Origin of the sequence: Luteibacter sp. W1I16, from assembly GCF_050434905.1 — a bacterium.
Classification (GTDB): Bacteria; Pseudomonadota; Gammaproteobacteria; order Xanthomonadales; family Rhodanobacteraceae; genus Luteibacter.
On the sequence record NZ_JBNDJJ010000001.1, the window covers coordinates 338,273 to 359,000 of the forward strand.

At 67.6% G+C, this 20,728-nt stretch carries 6 protein-coding genes; all 6 read left to right on the forward strand.

Translation table 11 applies throughout. The features are described from left to right. Nucleotides 1–342: 342 nt before the first annotated feature. The 6 genes from QFZ41_RS01500 to QFZ41_RS01525 all read left to right on the forward strand — a co-directional run bounded on the left by QFZ41_RS01500 (nt 343) and on the right by QFZ41_RS01525 (nt 20,727). Nucleotides 343–2,379, forward strand: coding sequence for a hypothetical protein (locus QFZ41_RS01500; RefSeq protein WP_429197133.1), 2,037 nt, complete (start codon nt 343–345; stop codon nt 2,377–2,379). Between the two features lie 86 nt (nt 2,380–2,465). Next, nucleotides 2,466–4,469 (forward strand): hypothetical protein, encoded by a 2,004-nt coding sequence (locus tag QFZ41_RS01505; RefSeq protein ID WP_429197134.1) that lies wholly within the window; start codon nt 2,466–2,468, stop codon nt 4,467–4,469. Nucleotides 4,470–4,509: 40 nt separating this feature from the next. After that, nucleotides 4,510–6,057, forward strand: coding sequence for a hypothetical protein (locus QFZ41_RS01510; RefSeq protein WP_429197135.1), 1,548 nt, complete (start codon nt 4,510–4,512; stop codon nt 6,055–6,057). A gap of 380 nt (nt 6,058–6,437) precedes the next feature. Further along, on the forward strand, nt 6,438–13,190 hold the full coding sequence (locus QFZ41_RS01515) for an amino acid adenylation domain-containing protein (RefSeq protein ID WP_429197136.1): 6,753 nt from the start codon (nt 6,438–6,440) through the stop codon (nt 13,188–13,190). After that, nucleotides 13,187–19,570, forward strand: a complete 6,384-nt coding sequence (locus tag QFZ41_RS01520) for an amino acid adenylation domain-containing protein (protein WP_429197137.1) — start codon at nt 13,187–13,189, stop codon at nt 19,568–19,570. The genes QFZ41_RS01515 and QFZ41_RS01520 overlap by 4 nt, the downstream gene beginning before the upstream one ends. 26 nt (nt 19,571–19,596) lie before the next feature. Then, nucleotides 19,597–20,727, forward strand: a complete 1,131-nt coding sequence (locus QFZ41_RS01525; RefSeq protein WP_429197138.1) for a glycosyltransferase family 2 protein — start codon at nt 19,597–19,599, stop codon at nt 20,725–20,727. Nucleotide 20,728: the final 1 nt, after the last annotated feature.

The following is a 20,728-nucleotide window of genomic DNA, read 5'->3' on the forward strand; positions in this document are numbered from 1 at the left end:
GGCGAACCTGGCCGATGACCCATTTGAGCAGCGCTTCGCGGAGTCCGCCATGAGGCGAACTCCTAAAATGATCATCCCCCTGCACATCTTCCCCGCCCGGCCTCAGCAAGAATTTGCGAGGAGGGGAAAATGGCGAATAGTCCTCGTTACGTGAAGGACGGATGAACGCGGCGACGACAAACGCGCTCCCCGGACCCCTACAACTGAAGCGCTATTTATCCCGTCGCCCCGCTGCCGTAGTTTCGTACGGCAGATAGCGCCCTGTGTGCGTATCGGCCATGGATGGTGGCGACTCGCCATGAGGCGCCACCGCAAACGGGACTTGTATTCAAGGAGCACGTCATGAATGGAACTCAACGTCCGGCGACCGGCACGTTCGGCGCCGCACCTGCCAAATCCGCGCATAAAGGAGGGACACGCACCCTCGGCAGGACGGTGGCCCCTGCCTCCACCGAACTGCTTACCTTCGTCGCCACCGATCTCGCCCCGCTGCCCGCCACGGGAGCGCCGGACAACCTGCTGCTGGGAGGCGACGCACCCACGAGCACCGAGGGCCGGGACCTGGTCCTCACGCTGACGTACCCGGCGGATTCGGAGCCGGAACAGGACGACACCGTGCAACTCATGATCGACGGCGTGGACCTTCCCGCCATGACCGTGACATTCGACGGCAGCACGAACGACGTGACGCTCACGCTCCCTGCCGCCGCGCACGCCGTCGCCGGCAGGCATACCCTCGGTTACCACATGATATTTGTCTCCGGCGGGGGTAACGATGAGTACGGCCCGAACCAGTCCTTCATCGTCGATTACAATCCACCCGGCTTCCCGGATCTTTCCGACATCGAGTTCGGCTTCGACCCCAGCGAGGGCCTCACCCCGGAGCGGCTGGATGCCAATGGCGATCTTCCCGCGCACGTATTCGGCTACTCCGGACTGGCTATCGACGACCGCATCATCCTCATCATCGACAATGTCGAGAATGCGGCGAGTGCCGTGGTGGACCATATTCCCGCTCCGGGCGATCCCATCCTCGTGACGTATCCAAAGACCATGATCGATACGCTGGCCGATGGCCCGCACGAGTTCGTCTATCGGATCGAAGACCGGGCGGGCAACAAATCGCCCCTTGCCGCGCCCGTGACGATGACCAGCCTGATCAGGGGATTCATCAACGACCTCGTGGCACCCATCGTCGAGCAAAGCGCGGCACCGCTGGTCGACGACGCCACGGCCCGTTCGGACGGAGGCGTGACCGTCGGGATCCCCGCGAATCCCAAGCTCAACCAGACGTATACCGCGATCATTCACTGGGGCTCGGCGGAAAGCGATCCCTTCGCCATTCCGGCCGGCGCACAAGATCCCGTCGCATCACGGATCATTCCGTATGGCACCGTCTACGCCGAATGGTTCGCCACATCCGCCGGAGGCGACCAGGCCGTGCCGGTGGAGGTCTGGTACGAAGTTTTTCTCAACGGTATCCACGCGGGCGATTCACCCAAGGTGCCCGTCGACGTGAATCTCTACCTCGCCGGCGGCACCGACCCCGACCCCGAGACACCCGTGCATGAATCGCTCGTCGCGCCCACGGTGAAATCGTCCAGTGGCGCGACCGACAACGTGATCCCGATCGAGGACTTCGACAAGGACGGCACCGTCGTCGTTCCCTTCCTCACCACCGCGACGCCAGGCCCGGCCGTCGCCGCCTTCATCGCCGGCGACATCATCACGGTGCAGTACGGCACCGCCGCGCCTTTCACCTACACGGTGACGCAGGCCGACGTCGACGTCGCGACCGATATCTCCATCGTTCTGCTGGCAGCGAGCATCGCCGCCGCGGGCACGGGAACGATTCCGGCGGCCTATACCATCACCAGGGCTCTCGCAGGAGGCGATGGCAGCGGCACGAACCTGTCGCTGTCTCCTGCGCAACCGGTCACCGTATCCAGTTCCGGCGAATTGCCCGGAGGCGGAGCCACCCTCGCGGCCGCCACATGGTCCAATGCCGGTGGCAAGACGACCGTCGGTCCCGTCGAAGCGCGTGCGGGCGTGGATATCGAGATGCCCTTGTACTCCAACAAGAAAGAGGGCGATTTCATCACGGTAAGCCTGGAGATGTTCCCCAGGTTCAGCCATACGGACGGCGAACTCCCCATCGTTCCCGCCCGGACGGCGTCCCAGACGCACACGGTGGGAGCGGTGGATGTCGGGACGCCCAGCACGGTCACCTTCAACTACGACGAACTGATGTACTTCGGCCAGGCCCCGCTGACCATGCACGCGCACATCAGCTACAAGGTCGTTGGAGCAGGCGCGGCCGTCGAAGTCGGTTCGGACGTGCTCTACGTCAGGGTCGATTGCCGCGGCGAAGAGCCGTAGGGCGAAGCGTGCTCGAAAGGGAATGATCGATCGGCATGGACCGGGCGCCGCCGTCACACGGCGGCGTCCTTCGGAGTAATCGCCAAGTGAGCACACCATCGCGTCCACGTATTCTTCCGCCGCGCCTGGTTTTCCCAGCGGATGCGCTGGCACGCCTTCCCGCCGGCCTGGCGCCGGATCATCTGCTCAACGAAAGTGTCAGGAACGATGACCTGACCCTCGCACTGGACTATCCCCTGCCGGATCCACCGGAGGATGGGGATTCCGACCTGCTCCAACTTCTCGTCGATGGCACACCCGTCGGCGACATCATTCAACTGAAACCCTACAAGCCCGGCGACATCATCGACATCACGCTGCACGCGGCGAATCGACCGTTGGACAGCGTGATCGACCGGAAAATGACGGGCATCAATTATCGCGTGACCTACGCCTCCGGAGCGGGATTTTTCGAGGATGGCCCGCGCGACCAGCAGTTCGTCACCGATATCGTCAGGCCCGGACGCGACTCGCTGGGCCCGCTCGTGTTCGCCGCCGGTGTCGGGGCCGATGGCGTCACGGCCGACGACCTCGTCGACGATGGTGCGGGTGGCAGCTACCTGCCCTGTTTCGTCAAGGGATACGATACGGCCGCCATCGGTGACTGGATCGTCGGCTTCATCGACGGCACGGTGTCGACGCCGCTCGTGGAGATCACCGCCGCCCAGGTCGGCACCGATGTGGAGCTGCGTTTTCCTCGTGACAAACTGGAAGCGTTCGACGGCGGCGACCATGCGTTCGCGTGTCGCATCGGCGACCGCGCCGGCAACGTATCCCAGCTCTCCGCGATTGTCGGCCTTCGTATCCACTTGTCCGATGAGATCGACGATCTCCTTCCACCGCTCGTGCCCGGTTTCGACGACGGTCTGGTGACCGATGGCGACGCCCGTGTGAATGGTGGCGTCACCGTGACGATTCCTGGTCATGCCTCGATCGAACAAGGTGACCTCATCGTGCTGCGCTGGAACGCGCATGAGGCACCGCCTGTCGCCGTGGACGCGACGGAGGTCGGCACGGACCCGCTCAAGACGCTCACGGCTGGCTACGGCCAGGTCTACGGCGACTGGTTCGCGGTGTCCGGCGATGCCGACCTGAATGTCCCGGCCTTCGTCAGTTACCGCGTCGAGCGTGGCGGGATGTCGATCGGCGAACCTGCGCAGCCGTCGAGCGTGCTCGTCAACCTGTTCGGGCCGGGCGGCGAAGACCCGGCACCGGAAACCCCGGAGCACGAGAACCTGCATCCTCCCGTGGTCCAGGCCGCCGGAGGCGCTCCGCCGAACGTCATTCCCGCCGATGCCCTCGGTCAAGACGCCGCCGCGGCGATTCCCGGCATGACCGCGGGCACGCCACCGGTGCCGGCCTTCCGGCCGGGCGACCGGGTGCAGCTGTACTGGAACGGTCAAGCCGTCGATAGCGAGTTCGTGGTGACCGCGGCTGGCCAGGACGTCATCCGCAACGTTCCCAAGGCGGTGCTGGTGGCGCACAGCCCCGGGCAATGGGACGTGCACTACACGGCGTCACGCGCGCTGGCGACGACGCCGTTCGTCAACACGGGGACGTCCCCCGTTCAAGTCGTCGACGTGAAGGACACCGCGGACCTGCCGGGTGGAGGAAAACCCCTTGCCCCGGCGAAGTGGGTCGAAGGGCCCGCGGCGCCTGGCATTCCGGACCAGATCGATTACGACAAGGCAAACAGCGGCGGCGGCACACCGCTACGCGTCTATCGCTATGTCAACATGGCGGCGAACGACGCCGTCTCCATCGCGTTTCATGGTTTCGACAGCATCACGCCACCGTGGGGCGATCCTCTCCCCGGCGCCGCCTACACCCTCGACTACGTGGTCCAGGCTGCCGACCTGGTTCCCAAACGCGACGAAACCGTGAGCCCGCCTGTCGATGCGGTGTTCATCGATTTCCTCATTCCCACCACGAACCTGCTCGCCATCGAATACGGGCGGGCCACGTTCGACTACGCGGTGACCAACACGGTCGGCAAGGCAGATGCCGAACAGGCCTGGATTTATGTAGCGACCCGCCCGCCTTCGGCATGATCGTCGACCCGCGAATCCACCAGGACAAGGACGCAAGCACATGGACGTTACGAATACCCGCGCCGCCCTTCCCACGCCGCGTATCCCGCTCGCCTTCGATGGAGCGCTGAGCTACGACGATGTCGTTGGAACCACCGAACTCAATGTGATCGTCGAAGTCGGCCCGTGGACCGATTTCAGCGACGGCGACACCCTGGAGATCTTATGGAGCGCCACGGCGGAAATCGTGGCCACGTATTCCGCGAGCCAGGCCGACGCCAATACCATCGTCAAGGTCCCCGTGCCGACCCGGATCATCAAGCGCATCGCGGATGCCACCGCCCCCGGTACGTATACCGTCGATGTCGTGGCGAGGGTCAATAACATCCTCGGCCATTCGATCGACTCACTGCCCGTCTCCATCCTGGTCAAACTCACGGTACCAGGAGGGGTGGATCTCACGCCGACGCCTCCCGACGTGAACGAAAACCTACCCCTGGCGATCGTCATGCCATCCACGATCGCCCCCGTCACGCCCAGCGCGACCGTCGAGATCAAGTTCTACGAGAATCGCGCCGCGGGCGATGCGATCACCGTGCGCTGGAACACCGCCGGAAATGATGTCCGGTACGGTCCGCTGACCCAGGCCGAGGCGACCGGTACGGCGAGCATCTTCGTGCCCGTCGGCCGGAACATCATCGACGCCGGCGGAGTCGGTGATGCGTTGAAGATCACGTACCAGATCTACGATGTCGTCAACAACTGGTCGTTGTGGTCTCTCCCCGCGTCGGTCGCGGTGACCGACCCGAACAGCTTCCCCGCACCCGAAGTGCCCGAGGCCGTTGGCGGGTCGTTGCCAGGCGACGCCCTGGGGGCGACCCTCCGCGTACCTGCCAGCGCGGGCCTGCAGACGGGCGACAGCGTCACCGCCTATTTCGGTATCAGCACCCTCGGCACGAAGCCCGCGACCGGTGGCGTGGCACTCGATTTTCCCATCAGCGCGGCGCTTATCCAGGCCAACCAGGGGCAAACCGTCGCGTGCCAGTACACGGTGCTCCGCAACGGCACATCCACGCCTTCGGACAGCCTGGCGTTGATCATCGAAACGGCTCCTCCGAGCGAATGGGACGAGGAGTACAACTTCGATCAGGATCGCGTTCGCTACGTCAATCCCGGCGGTTTTCTCTATTTCCCCGAGGCCCGCGGGACGATGAACGTCCAGTTCGATCCCGACACGGCACACGCTCCCGCCGAACGTCTCGGCGTGGAGGTCTACCCCTTTGCGGCTGGCGGTGAATTCGCGGGCAACGACCTCTACATCGGCTATCCGCCCGGCATCGAAAACAAGAACACCGTATTCATCAACTTCGACCAGAGCTGGGACAGGGTGCGTTTCGCCGTCACGTCGGCGAGTCGCGAGGTGACCATTTCATTCAAGGACGCCGACCTCAACGTGCTCGGCTCGATTCACCGGATCGACCCGGGCGACGTGCAGCGGCAAACCCTGATCGTGCATGACGATGGGGGATTGGGACGGATACGGCATGCGGAGATACGTTCGCTCGAGGTGATCCGGCTGGATTCGTTCAAGTTCCGGTCGAAACGCTAGCTTTGGCCCATGGGCACGATGGCGTCCTCACTTGAGGACGCCTTTTTTTTGGTTCTTCATTCCCGGTGGGAGCCGACTTCCCAAGCGGCCCTTCTCTTGTTCCCTCGGCCATTTGCACAAGGCGGCTAGCGCGCCAGTTGTATATGCCCCCGCGGACCCGGGAGATATAAAGATTCCACAGACGCGGAAGGGCCACCCGGCTCGCTACGCGTGACGGGGGATCGCATGAAAGCCGAAGGCACGGCGGGGTCGACAAGGGATGGCAGGGGCAACCGGGCAAGCCGCGGCGAAGCGCATCGCGCATCGCCCGGCGGGGTCTTGGCCGCCTCGTCCGTTCGGCCTATGCCTTCGCGCTCCCCCAACGGGTACGAGGCCACACGATGAATCGAGCACTTTCCATCGCCGGGGACGACACCGGCACCGTCCACGGTCGCTTCGCCGCGGTGGCGAAGGCCTTTCCGGAACGGACTGCCGTGGCATCGGACGCGTCGAGCCTCACTTACGCCGAACTTGACTCGCGCAGCGATCGCGTGGCGTCCGGTCTGGTGGCGGCGGGCGTGGAGCCCGGCAGCTACGTGGCATTGCTCATGGAGCGTTCCGCCGACGCGATCGTCGCCGCGTTCGGCGTATTGAAGGCCGGCGCGGCATATCTGCCCATCGACACGCGCTGGCCTGCCGAACGCGTGGCTTTCGCTCTGCGTGACGCGGACGTCGCGGCCATCGTCGCGGACGAAACACTGGATTTCGTTTCCGACGACGTTCCCCTGTTCACGGTCGCGTCCCTCGACACCCAAACCTCCAGCTGGCCCTCACCCCTGTGGGAGCCGACCTTGTCGGCGATCCCGCGCAGCGGGCGAGACCCAGGCGGGCACCCCTCGCCGCTGAAGCGGATCCCGCATGTGGGATCGGGTGAGGACCTGGCCTATGCCATGTACACCTCCGGTTCCACGGGTACGCCCAAGGGGGTCGAGATCCGGCATACCTCGATCCTCCGCCTCGTCCTGCGCTCCAGCTACATCGATTTCGACGCGCCCAAGGTGCTGCATGCCGCGCCGCTGGGTTTCGATGCCTCCACCTTCGAGATCTTCGCTCCGCTACTGAACGGCGGTACCTGCGTGGTGCATGCCGAGCGTGTACCGACCGGTTGCGGCATCGCACGTACCGTGGAACGGCACGGTGCGGAGATTGCCTGGCTGACCGCCGCCCTGTTCAACGCCATCGTGGATGACGACGCCGCCAGCCTCGCGGGCCTGCGCGTCGTGCTGACCGGTGGCGAAGCACTGTCGGTGCCCCATGTGCGCAAGGCCTATGCCGCGCTTCCGGCCACCACGCTGGTCAACGGCTACGGCCCGACCGAATGCACCACGTTCGCCACCACCTATCCCATCCCGCGCGAGCTGCCCGACGACTTGCGCGCGATCCCGATCGGCACGCCCATCGGTGAAACCTCGCTGCACGTGCTCGACAGCGCAGGCAACGAAGTGGCGCACGGTGAAACCGGCGAACTCTTCATCGGCGGCACCGGCGTGGCCCGCGGATACCTCAACCGGGCGGAACTCACCGCGGAGCGTTTCGTCGCCGGCGGCACGCTGTACCGGACCGGCGACCTCGTGCATTGGCTTCCCGACGGCAACCTCGCCTTCGTGGGGCGTGTCGACGGCCAGGTGAAGATCCGCGGATATCGCATCGAGACCGGCGAGATCGACATCGCCCTGCGCGCGTTGCCCGGCGTCGCCGCCGCGGCGGTGGTCGCACGTGAAGACACGCCGGGCGAGAAGCGGCTGGTCGCGTATTACGTGGGCACCGGCGAGTCGATACATGCGCGCGAGCTGCGCGACGCACTGGCTCGCACCCTTCCCGATTACATGCTGCCGGTGGCCTGGGTGCGCCTCGACGCGCTGCCGGTCAACGACAACGGCAAGCTGGACCGCCACGCCCTGCCCGCGCCCGGCGGCGATCGCCCCGAACTGGCCGCGCCTTTCGTCGCGCCGCGTGGCGATATCGAGACCCGGCTCTGCGCCATCTTCGCCCAGATTCTCGGCCTGGACGCGGTCGGCCGCGACGACAACTTCTTCGACCTCGGCGGCAGCTCTCTTCTTGCCACGCGTGCCATGACCCGCGTGCACGACGAACTGTCGCCGACCCCTACCCTGGTCGGCTTCTTCGCCGAACCGACACCAGCCGCGATCGCGGCCACCATCGAAGGGCGCGCCACCCGGCAAGCGTTGGCAGGACGTCTTGCGGGTGGTGCGCCGGCGGCGGGCGAGCCGGTGGCGATCATCGCCATGGCCGGTCGCTTCCCGGGCGCTCCGGATGTCGAAACCTTCTGGGACAACCTCTGTGCCGGCCGCGAAACGATCCGCTTCTTCGCACCGGGGGAACTCGACCCGGCCGTGAGCGCGGCCGATCGCGACGATCCGGCTTACGTCGCCGCGCGCGGCGTGATCGACGACGTCGAGCAGTTCGACGCGAGTTTCTTCGGCATGTCCCCGCGCGAGGCCGAGTTGACCGACCCGCAGCAGCGCCTGTTCCTGGAACTCTGTTGGGAATGCCTCGAACGCGGGGGCTACGTGCCGGACGCGCAGCAGGTACCGGTGGGCGTCTTCGGCGGCATGCACAACGCGACGTATTATCAGCGCCATATCAGTGGCCGGCCCGACCTGATCGACAAGCTCGGCGCCTTCCAGGTGATGCTCGGCAACGAGAAGGATTACCTCGCCACGCGCGTGGCGCACAAGCTCAACCTCACCGGGCCGGCGATCAGCCTGAACACCGCGTGTTCCACGTCGCTGGTCGCCATCGCGCAGGCGTTCGACGCCCTCCGCGCGGGCCGCTGTGGCATGGCCCTCGCCGGCGGCTCGTCGATCGCCTGCCCGCCGAACAGTGGTTACGTCGCCCAGGAAGGCTCGATGCTTTCACCGGATGGGCATACGCGCGCGTTCGACGCCGATGCCCAGGGCACGGTGTTCAGTGACGGCGCGGCGGTCGTCCTGCTGAAGCGCCTGTCCGATGCGTTGCGCGACGGCGATCCCATCTACGCCGTGATCCGCGGCGCGGCGGTGAACAACGACGGCGGGGTGAAGGCCAGCTTCACCGCGCCGAACGCCTCCGGGCAGGCCGCCGTGATCACGATGGCCCTCGACGACGCTGGCGTCTCGCCGCGCGACATCTCCTATGTCGAAGCGCATGGCACGGCCACTCCGCTGGGCGATCCGATCGAGCTCGAGGGCCTGACGCAGGCGTTCCGCCAAGGCACCACGGACAAGGGCTTCTGCGCACTGGGCTCGCTGAAGAGCAACGTCGGCCACCTGGTCATGGCGGCCGGCGCGGCGAGCGTCATCAAGACCTCGCTCGCCCTGCACGAGCGCCGCCTGCCGCCCTCCCTGCACTACAAGGTGGCCAATCCTCGTCTCAACCTCGCGGACTCCCCGTTCGTGGTGAACGACACGCTGCGCCCGTGGCACACCGCCGGTGGCCCCCTGCGGGCGGGCGTGAGTTCGTTCGGCGTGGGTGGCACGAACGCCCACCTCATCATCGAGGAAGCGCCCGAGCGCGTACCGTCCGACGCGGCCAGCGGCGCGCAATTGCTGCTGCTGTCCGCGCGCACGCCCACCGCGCTCGGCCATGCCGCCGCCCGTCTCGCCGACCACCTGGCGGCCCATCCGGACGGCAACCTCGCCGATGCGGCATGGACGCTGGCCGCCGGCCGCAAGGCCTTCGTGCAACGCACCCATGTCGTGGCCGTCTCCACCAACGATGCGGTGGCGAAGCTGCGCGACGTCGCCGCCGCGGCGATGTGCCGTGCCTGTGCGAGCCCGTCGCCCGGCGTCGTGTTCCTGTTCCCCGGTCAGGGCTCGCAATACGCCGGCATGGGACGCGAACTTCACGCCACCGAGCCGGTGTTCCGCGCCGCGCTGGACGAAGTCGCCTGCGCGTTGCGCGATGAACTCGGATTCGACCTGCGCGACCGCATGTTCGCCGGCGATGCGGATGCGCTGAAGGCTACCGCGTTGACCCAGCCCGCGACGTTCGCGCTGGAATACGCGCTAGCCCGCCTGTGGATGAGTCTCGGCGTGGAACCCGTGGCGATGATCGGCCACAGTGTGGGCGAGTTCGCCGCCGCCGCGCTGGCTGGCGTCATGCCGTTAGCCGACGCGGCACGCCTCGTCGCGCGCCGCGGCCGCATGATGCAGTCGCTGCCCGCGGGCTCCATGCTTTCCGTTCGCCTGGGCGCCGCCGAGCTTCGTGCCCGGCTCCCGGAGGCTCTCTCGTTAGCCGCCGAAAACGCGCCCAACGCGAGCGTCGTCTCCGGCGCCACGGACGCCGTGGAGGCCTTCCGCGTCGCGCTCGACGCCGAAGGCGTCGCCTGCCGCCTGCTGCACACCTCGCATGCCTTCCATTCGGCGATGATGGATCCGGTGCTCGACGCGTTCCGTGCCGAGGTGGCCGCCGTGCCGCTGGCGCCGCCGCGCCTGCGCATCGTCTCGACCCTCACCGGCTCGCCGCTCACCGACGCCGACGCCACCTCGCCCGATTACTGGACGCGGCACATGCGCCACACCGTGCGATTCTCGCCGGCGCTGTCGCACGTGCTGGAGGAAGGTACGCACGCGTTCCTTGAAGTCGGCCCGCGACCCAGCCTCGCGCTGCTCGCCCGTCAGCACACGCAAAGCCGCGGCCGCACCATCGTCGCGTCACTGGGCGATGGCCCGGCCGACGAACGGGTGGCATGGCTCGCGGCCGCGGGTGCCCTCTGGTCGGCAGGCGCCGCCATCGACACCGGCGCCTTGGACCATCGCGACAACCGGCGCCGCGTGCGCCTGCCCACCTACCCCTTCGAACGCAAGCGGCACTGGATCGACGCGCGCCTCCCTGCGTCCGTCACCCCCATCGCCGCGGCGGCGCCTGTCGCGCCGTCCGTCACCGCCATTGCCGCCGTCCCGGAGCTTCCCCCCATGCCGATGCCTTCCGCCCCCGCCAACACCGCTCGTCCGCAACGCCTGGTCGGCGAACTCGCCGCCTTGTTCGAGGATGTCTCCGGCACCGAACTGGATGGCGTCGATCCCGCGGCGACCTTCGTGGAGCTGGGACTGGACTCGCTGTCGCTGACCCAGGTGGCGTTGCAGTTGCAGAAGACCTACGCATTGAAGATCACCTTCCGCGAACTGATGGACGGCTGCTCGTCGTTCGAACGGCTCGCGGCGCATATCGATCGCCTGTTGCCGGCTGAAGCCCAGCCGGTGGCGCCCGTGGCCGCGGCTGTCGCCGTACCGGCCGCGGCGGTGGCGCCAGTGGCGATGGCCACCGGCGGCGGGTTGGTCCAGGACGTGATCGCGCAGCAGATGCAGATCATGCGGGAACAGCTGGCGTTGCTGGCGGGAGCCACCGCTCCCGCGGGAGCCGGATCATACGGAGCCGCTCTGGTGGGATCTGCTCTGGTGGGAGCCGACCCTGTCGGCGATACGGCGGCTCCATCGCCGACAGGGTCGGCTCCCACCAAGCAGGGTGCTGTTTCCGGACAGGGTGCTGCCTCTGGACAGGGGAATTCCCCTGCTGCCGCGAACGACGAGGAAGCGGCGCTCGCCCACACCACCTACGACGTCAAGAAGGCGTTCGGCGCGATCGCCCGGATCCACTCCGCCAACACCAGTCTCTCCGCGCGGCAGCGTGCACGCCTGGACGCCTTCATGCGCCGCTACATCGAACGCAGCAAGGCATCGAAGGCGTACACCGAGGAACACCGCCCGCATCTCGCGGACCCGCGCGTCGTCAACGGCTTCCGCCCGCTGTTGAAGGAAATCGTCTACCAGATCGTGATCGAGCGTTCCAAGGGCTCCAAGGTCTGGGATCTCGACGGCAACATGTACGTCGACGCCCTGAACGGCTTCGGCATGAACCTGTTCGGCTGGCAGCCCGACTTCGTGCTCGACACGGTACGCACGCAGCTGGAGGCAGGCTACGAGATCGGCCCGCAGCATCCGCTCGCCGGCGTGGTCGCCAAGCAGGTGTGCGACCTCACCGGTTTCGACCGCGCCGCCCTGTGCAATACCGGTTCCGAAGCGGTGATGGGCTGCGTGCGCGTGGCGCGCACCGTCACCGGCCGCGACACCCTGGTGATCTTCACCGGTTCGTACCACGGCATCTTCGACGAGGTGATCGTCCGCGGCACCAGGAAGCTCAAGTCCGTTCCGGCCGCGCCGGGCATCCTGCGCAACACCTCCGAAAACGTGCTCGTGCTGGACTACGGCACACCGGAATCGCTGGCGATCATTCGCGAGCGGGCGTCGTCCATCGCCGCCGTGCTGGTCGAGCCGGTGCAGAGCCGCCGCCCCGATTTCCAGCCGGTGGAATTCCTCCAGGAACTGCGCGCGATCACCGAGGAATCCGGCTCCCTGCTCATCTTCGACGAGGTCGTCACCGGTTTCCGCTCGCACCCGCGCGGCGCCCAAGCGATGCTCGGCATCGACGCCGACATGGCGTCGTACGGCAAGGTCGTCGGTGGCGGCTTCCCCATCGGCGTCATCGCCGGCAAGCGCCGCTTCATGGACGCGCTGGACGGCGGTCACTGGCGGTTCGGCGACGATTCCACGCCGACGGTCGGTGTCACCTATTTCGCGGGCACCTTCGTCCGTCATCCGCTGGCGCTGGCCGCGGCGCACGCCGTGCTCACACACCTGAAGGAGCACGGTCCCGCCCTGCAGGCCACGCTCAACGCGAAGGTCACGGCGATGGCCGAGGAACTGAACGCGTTCTGCGCGAGCGTGGGGGCGCCAGTGCACGTCGTCCACTTCTCGTCGGTGTGGAAGACCATCTTCACCGAGGAGCACCCGCTGCAGGACCTGCTCTTCGCGATGATGCGCAGCCGTGGCATCCACATCCTCGACAACTTCCCCTGCTTCTTCACCACGGCGCACAGCGAGGCGGATTTCGCCGCCATCGCGAACGCCTTCCGTGAATCCATCCTCGAAATGCAGGAAGCGGAATTCCTGCCGCGCCGCCGCGAGACGGCCACCTTCGATGCCGAGCACCCGCCCGTGCCTGGCGCGCGCCTGGGCAAGGACCCCGAAGGGCGTCCCGCGTGGTTCGTTCCCAACCCGGATGCGCCGGGCAAGTACCTGAGGGTTACCGCATGACGCACAATGAGCTGGCCGCCGCCACGGCGGTCGACTACGACCCGTTCGCAGGCGCGCCGCTCACGCGGCTCGTCCCGACGACGGCACCGCAGCACGAGGTGTGGCTGGCATCCCGGCTGGAGCCGGAAGCCTCGCTGGCTTATAACGAAGCGGTTTCGCTCGACCTCAAGGGCTTGCTCGACGTGCCGGCTCTCGAATGGGCATTGCAGGCGGTCGTCGACCGCCACGAGGCCCTGCGCGCGACGTTCAGCGGCGATGGCGAAGGGCTCTTCGTGGCCGGTCACGTCACCCTGCCCATCGCCTTCCACGACCTGTCGTTGCTGGCGCCGTTCGAGAGCGACGCGCGGATCATGGCTGCGTTCTCGCGCATCGTCACCACACCGTTCGATCTCGAGAACGGCCCACTGGTCCGCGCGGAGTTGTTCCGCCTCGGCGCCGGCCGCCATCTGCTGACCATCGCCGCGCATCATATCGTTTGCGACGGATGGTCCTTCGGCGTGATCGTGAGCGATCTCGCCGCCCTTTACGCGCAACGCACCGGCCAGGGCTCCGGCCCGGCGCCCGCGGGCGCGTTCTCGAACTTCGCGTTGGCCGAGGCTGCGCACACCGGCAGCGAGACGGCCCGTGAGGACGAAAAGTACTGGCTCGACCGGTTTTCAGGCCGGCTGCCCGTACTGGACCTCCCCACGGACCGCCCCCGCCCCCGCCGTCGTACGTTCGCCTCACGGCGCGAAGACCGCATGCTGGACCCGACGGAGGTCGCGGCGATCAAGCGCCTGGGCGCAGCCCACGGTGCCAGTTTCTACGCGACCCTGCTCACCGCGTTCGCCGTCCTGCTCCGCCGCCTGGCGGGGCAGGACGATGTGGTGATCGGCATTCCCACCGCCGGGCAGGCGGCCGAAGGCCAGCAGACGCTGGTCGGCCACTGCGTGAACGTGCTGCCCCTGCGTGCGCGGATCGACGAAGACACGAGCTTCGCGACCCTGCTGGGTGCCGTGCGCAACGATCTGCTCGACGCCTTCGACCACCAGCGGTACACCCTGGGCAGCCTTCTCGCCCGGCTCTCGCTGGCGCGTGATCCCTCGCGCCTGCCGCTGGTATCCGTGCTGTTCAACCTCGATGCGCAACTCGATGAAAGCACGGTGCGTTTCCCTGGCCTGCGCTTCGACGTGGAAGCGGTGCCGCGCGAGTTCGAGAATTTCGAGCTGTTCGTCAACGCAGTACAGGTGGAGGGCGGCTTGCGCCTCGAATGCCAGTACAACGCCGACCTGTTCGACGGAGCCACCGTGCAAGGCTGGCTCGACGCGTACGCGACTCTGCTGCGTCACGCCGCGATCGATCCCGCGGAAGCCGCCGTCGCCGTGCCGGTCGTCTCCGATGCCGTTTACCGTGAACTGGCCGCGCTGCAGCCCGCGCCCACACCCTTCCCGGAACTTCGCCTGGCCCACGAATTCTTCGAACAACAGGTGGATCGCGCGCCCGAGCGCGCCGCCGTCCGTCATGCCGACCGCTCGCTCAGCTATGCCGCATTGGAATCCCGCGCGAATCGCATCGGCAACGCGTTGCGCGCGCGCGGCATCGGCCACGGCGACCTGGTCGGCCTGTCACTGGCACGCGGGCTGGACATGGTCGCGTCCGTGCTGGGCGTCCTGAAATCCGGAGCAGGTTATGTTCCGTTGGACCCGGCCTTCCCCGCCGACCGGCTCGCCTTCATGGCCGAGGATGCCTCGCTCGCCGCGCTGGTGGTGGACGACGATACGCCCCTAGCCTTCGATTTCGATCCCACGCGCGTCGTCGCGCTGAACAGCGGCGAGGTCGTCGATGCGTCGTTCGAACGGCCCGAACGCAACCGCCGCGCCGCCACACCCGACTCCGTCGTCTATGTGATCTTCACTTCCGGTTCCACCGGCCGCCCCAAGGGCGTACGCGTGCCGCACCGTGCGGCGGCGAATTTCCTCACCAGCATGCAGCGTGTGCCCGGTATCGCTCCGGACGACCGCCTGGTCGCGGTCACGACACTGTCGTTCGACATCGCCTTCATGGAGCTGATGTTGCCGCTGACCAGCGGCGCCGAGATCGTCATAGCGGGCCGTGACGACGTTCGCGACGGTGGGCAGCTGCGACGGCTCATCGAGGAAAGCGACGCCACGATGATGCAAGCCACGCCGGCGGGCTGGCGCCTGCTGGTGGAAGCGGGCTGGCAAGGCCGCCCCGCGTTCCGCGCGGTCTCCGGCGGCGAACCGCTGCCGGTCGACCTGGCCGAGTCGCTGCTCGACCGCTGCGGCGAAGTGTGGAACGGCTACGGCCCCACCGAGACCACGGTCTACTCCACCTATTGGCGTGTGTCCGATCCGCGCGGCGGCATCTATATCGGCCGCCCGATCGCCAACACGACGGTGCACATCCTCGACGAGCGCGGCAACCACTGCCCGCTGGGCGTGCCCGGCGAAATCCACATCGGTGGGGCCGGCGTCACGCTCGGCTACCTCGATCGTCCCGAACTCACGGCGGAGAAGTTCGTCACCGATCCCTGGTCGGAAGCGCCCGATTCGCGCATGTACAAGACCGGCGACCGCGGCCGCTGGCTCAGCAATGGTTTGCTCGAGCACATGGGCCGTCTCGATTTCCAGGTGAAGGTGCGTGGCTATCGCATCGAGCCGGGCGAGATCGAGTGCGTGCTGGCGGATGCGCCGGACGTCGCCCGCGCCGTGGTGATGGCGCGCGAGGACCGCCCCGGTGACGTGCGGCTCGTCGCCTATGTGGTCGGACGTGAGGGTGGCGACGCCCTGGTCGAAGACGACCTGCGGGCGCGTCTGCGCGCGCGCCTGCCGGACTACATGGTGCCGCAGCACATCCTCGTTCTCGACGCGATCCCGCTGCTGCCCAACGGCAAGACCGATCGCAAGGCCCTGCCCCCGCCGATCGCCCATTCCATAGCCACGTCCGGCGAGCGCGTCGCGCCGCGCAACGATGACGAGCGTCGTGTCGCCGCGGCGATGGAAAGCGTTCTCTGCCTGCCCGACCTGGACATTCGCGACGACTTCTTCGCCCTCGGCGGTCACTCGCTGCTGGCCGCCCAGCTGACGGCGCGGCTGAACCGTGAATTCGGTGTCACCCTTTCCTTTCGCACGCTGTTCGACGCGCCGACGATCGAACGGCTCGCCGCCGAAATCGGCTCGCAGGTCGCAAGCGGCGCCGCACCGCCCACCGCGCCGATCGGTCACCGTCCCGCCGCGGCGCAGGACCACGCGCCGCTGTCCCTGATGCAGCGCCGCCTGTGGGCACTGGAACGGATGCATCCCGGCCGCGTCACCTATAACGCGCCGTCGGCACACCGCCTGCGCGGCAAGCTCGACGAGCACGCCTTCGACATGGCCTTCCAGGCCCTGATCCAGCGGCAGCCGATCATGCGTACCGCGTTCCGTGACATCGGCGCCGACATCGCCCAGGTCGTCGTGCCGCAACTGGAGTATCCGCTCTTCCCTGCCGAGGACCTCAGCCACCTGCCGGCAGAAGAGCGCGAGGCCCGGTTGATGCAGCGCCTGCAGGAACTGACGGATACGCCGTTCGACCTCGGCGCCGCGCCGCTCTTCAGTGCGCGCATGTTCCGCCTCGCCGACGACGAGCACGCGCTTTTCTTCATGCCGCACCACATCATCTGGGACGGTTGGTCGTTCGACATCCTCTACAACGAACTGTCCGCCTTGTACCGCGCCTTCGCCGCCGGGCAAGCCTCGCCCCTGGCGCCCCTCCCCGTGACCTATGGCGACTTCGCCGAATGGCACGCGGAGTGGCTCGAATCACCGGCGTTCCAGGCCCAGCTCGGCTATTGGCGGGAGCGTCTCGCGCAGATGGGCGACGTGCGCGCGCTGCCCACCGACCATCCGCGTCGCCCGGGCATGTCCGGCCTCGGCCGCACCGAATGGATCCGCGTGTCGCGAGAGGATACCGACGCGATGCACGAGGTGGCCCGCCAGGCGGACGCCACGCTCAACATGACCCTTCTCGCCCTGTACTTCACCATGCTTTCGAGTTCCGCCGGCCAGCACGATCTCGTCGTCGGCACGCCGGTACGCGGGCGCAACCAGACCGAGGTGGAATCGGTCATGGGTTACTTCAACAACCTGTTGCCGTTGCACGTGAGCGTCGATCCGGCGCTGTCGTTCCTCGAGTTCGTCCGCCACGTGAAGCGCACCGCCATCGAGGCCTTCGGTCACCCCGACGTTCCGCTGGAGTACCTGCAGCGGGAACTGAAGGTCGGCCACGGCGCGGGCGCCACGCTTTATCAGGCGTTGTTCTCATTCCAGGACGCACGCCAGCGCGTGGTGGACTGGGGCGGCCTCGCCCATGAACAGATCCTTCTGTTCCAGAGCGGTGCCACCGAAGACCTCGGCCTCTGGTTCCTGGAGGGGCACGCCGGCATGGTCGGTGGCGTCACGTACAACGCCGACCTCCTGCAGGCGGATACCGCGCGGCTGATGCGCGAGCGTTACCTCGGCATGATGCGCAAGGTCGCCGCCGACCCCGCGATCGCCGTGGGCGCGTTAACGGCAGCCACGGCGGCCGAGCGCGAGCGCATGCGCGACTGGAACACGCCCGGCGCGGACATCGGCCTGCCGACGGACGTCTACACCATGGTGGCGCGCGCGGCGGCGCTTTCGCCCGACGCGATCGCCATCGCGCAAGGGCATCGCGAAACGAGTTACGCCTCGCTTTTGCGTCGCGCGGGCCGCATGGCGGCGCTGTTGCGCGAACGCGGCGCCCGGACCGGCAGCGTCGTCGGTCTCTGCGTCGACCCGGGCGCGGACCGACTCGCCGCCCTGCTGGCCATCGCCAGGACAGGCGGCACGGCCCTGTTGCTGGACCGGGCGGACCCCTCGGCACGCCTGCGCGACATCCTCGCCGATGCGCGGATGACCGTCCTGGTCGGTGACGCGGCGCTCGAAACGACCCTCGACTGGCCACGGGCCTGCGCTCTCTGGCTGGACGCGGACCATGCTGAACTCGACGCCGCCGTCGCCGACGACGGCGACTTCGCGGCGCGTCCGGACGCTGACGACGCGGCCATCGCTTTCCATATCCTTGGCCCCGACGGCAAGGCGCGAGGCACGGCCCTTTCGCATCGCGCCGTCGCGGGAGCCGTGGAAGGTCTCGCCGGCACACTCCCCGTCGAAGCGGGCCAGCGCCTCTCCGCGGATGCCCTGCCGGTCGATCCGCTCTCGGTCATCGCGCCCCTCTTCGCCTTCGCATACGGGGCCACCTGGCGCATCGCGGACGAACACGATATCGCACACGGCGACCTGGGCAGCCTGGACACCTTCATCGCCTCGCCTGAAACATGGCATGCGCTCATCGGCAGGGGCTGGACGGGCGATGGCCGCCTGCGCGCCGTCGTCACCGGCGGGACGCCCACACCGGACATGGCCTCACGCATCGCCGCTTCCGCGAGCGAGTTGTGGACACTGTTCGGCGACGCGGCTTCAGCCCCCGTCGCCACCTGTGGGCGCGTGGAACGCATCGCCGACGCCTTGCACGAAGGCCGCCCGGCCAACCACGCGGAAATCTGGATTCTCGACGGCGATGGCGAGCCCTGTCCGATCGGCGCGACGGGTGAGGTCGGTGTCGGCGGCCGCACGCTCGCCATGCCCTTCGGCCAGCGCGCGCACGCGGAACGTCAGCCGGCCGAGGGCGGCCTGCTGCGCACCGGATATCGCGGACGCTGGCTGGCCGACGGTCAGCTACAGTTGATCGACCGTGGCGACCGGCGTATCCGCCGCCATGGCCTGGACGTGGAGCCGGCGGCGATCGAAGCCCTGTTGCTGGCCCAGCCTGGCATCGTGCGAGCGCTTGCGGTGGCCCGTACCGATCATGCCGGACTCCCGCGCATCGACGCGTACGCCGTGGGTGCACCGGGCAATCCGCCCGATGCCAACGGCCTGCGTGCCGCGCTCGCCACGTCGCTTCCGGCCTTGGCCATGCCCGCGCACCTCGTGGTGCTGGACGCGTTGCCCGCGCTCGCCACGGGCGAAGTCGACATCGCGGCCTTGCCGCTTCCCGCGGAAGCCCAGCCGGGCGCCTCGATGGAGAGCACGGAACCGCAAAGCGAAAGCGAGCGGCTGCTCGCCTCGGTATGGACCGAACTGCTCGGTATGTCGCGCATCCGCACCAGCGACAACTTCTTCGACGTGGGTGGCCATTCCCTGCTCGCGGTGGACATGGCCGTCCGCGTGCAGAAACTCACGGGCGTGCAACTCAACCTGCTCGACATCGCCAATGGCACGCTCGGTACGCTGGCGGCGGAACTGGCCGTCGCGACGCCCGCCGCCATGGCGCCCGCCACGAAACGTGGCTTGCTCAGCCGCCTGCTCGGGCGCGGCTGAGCTGGCGGCCGGGGGGGAACGCCGACATGACACACATCGCCTGGTTCGTCTGCTGGAGTTCGGCGGCCCTGCTGGTCCACGTCTTCATCGGCTATCCGCTGCTGGTGTGGATACAGGCACGCCTGCGTCCCATGCCGGTGGCGCGGCGCGCCATCCTTCCCACGGTCAGCATCGTGATGGCCGTGCACGATGGCGAGCGTTTCATCCGCGCGAAGCTCGCCAGCCTCAGGCAACTGGACTACCCCGCCGAGCTGATCGACATCGTCATCGCCTGCGACGGTTGCCACGACCTGACAGTGGCGATGGCACGGCGTTCGACCGATCCGCGGGTGACCGTGCTCGATTTTCCCAATCGCCGTGGCAAGGCCGCCTGCATCAACGACGCCGTGGCACTCACGCGTGGCGAAGTGTTGCTGTTCACGGATGTACGCCAGAAACTTTCCCCGGTGGCGCTGAAGGAACTCCTCGCCAACCTGGGCGATCCCACGGTGGGCGCGGTCGGTGGCGAGTTGCACATGGAGAACGTGCGCAGCGGTTTCGCCCAGGGCGTCGATTTCTACTGGCGCTATGAAAAAGGCATCCGCCACGCGGAAAGCCTTTCCGGCTCGACGATCGGGGTCAGCGGCGCCTTGTATGCGATACGCCGTTCGCTGTTCCAGCCGCTTCCGGCCGGCACCGTGCTGGACGACGTGCTCGTGCCGATGCGCGTGGCGGCGCAAGGCAAGCGCGTGGTCTTCGAGCCGAAGGCCATGGCATGGGACCAGCCATCGCAATTGCCCGCGGACGAACGGCGCCGGAAGATCCGCACGCTCGCCGGCAACTACCAGTTGATCCAGCTCGCGCCATGGCTGCTCGCGCCGTGGCGCAACCCGCTGTGGTTCCGCTTCGTCAGCCATAAGCTGCTGCGCCTGTTCGCGCCATGGCTCATCCTGGCCCTCACGGTCAGCACCGGGCTGCTGTTCACGCGCCACCCGATGTATGCGATCGCGTTCGGCGGGCTCGTCGGCGGCTTGCTGCTCGTCGGGCTCGCACGCCTGCAACCGCCGCTGGGCCGCCTGCTTCCCTTGCGCATCGCGGTCGCGTTCTTCTACCTCAACCTCTTCGCGGCGCAGGCGCTCCTGGCCTTCGCGCGCAATCGAAGGCTACACCTATGGTGAC

Coding starts and splice junctions, on each gene's coding strand:
- QFZ41_RS01520 (WP_429197137.1), top strand. CDS start 13,187: ATGACGCACAATGAGCTGGCCGCCGCCACGGCGGTCGACTACGACCCG.
- QFZ41_RS01525 (WP_429197138.1), top strand. CDS start 19,597: ATGACACACATCGCCTGGTTCGTCTGCTGGAGTTCGGCGGCCCTGCTG.
- QFZ41_RS01510 (WP_429197135.1), top strand. CDS start 4,510: ATGGACGTTACGAATACCCGCGCCGCCCTTCCCACGCCGCGTATCCCG.
- QFZ41_RS01515 (WP_429197136.1), top strand. CDS start 6,438: ATGAATCGAGCACTTTCCATCGCCGGGGACGACACCGGCACCGTCCAC.
- QFZ41_RS01500 (WP_429197133.1), top strand. CDS start 343: ATGAATGGAACTCAACGTCCGGCGACCGGCACGTTCGGCGCCGCACCT.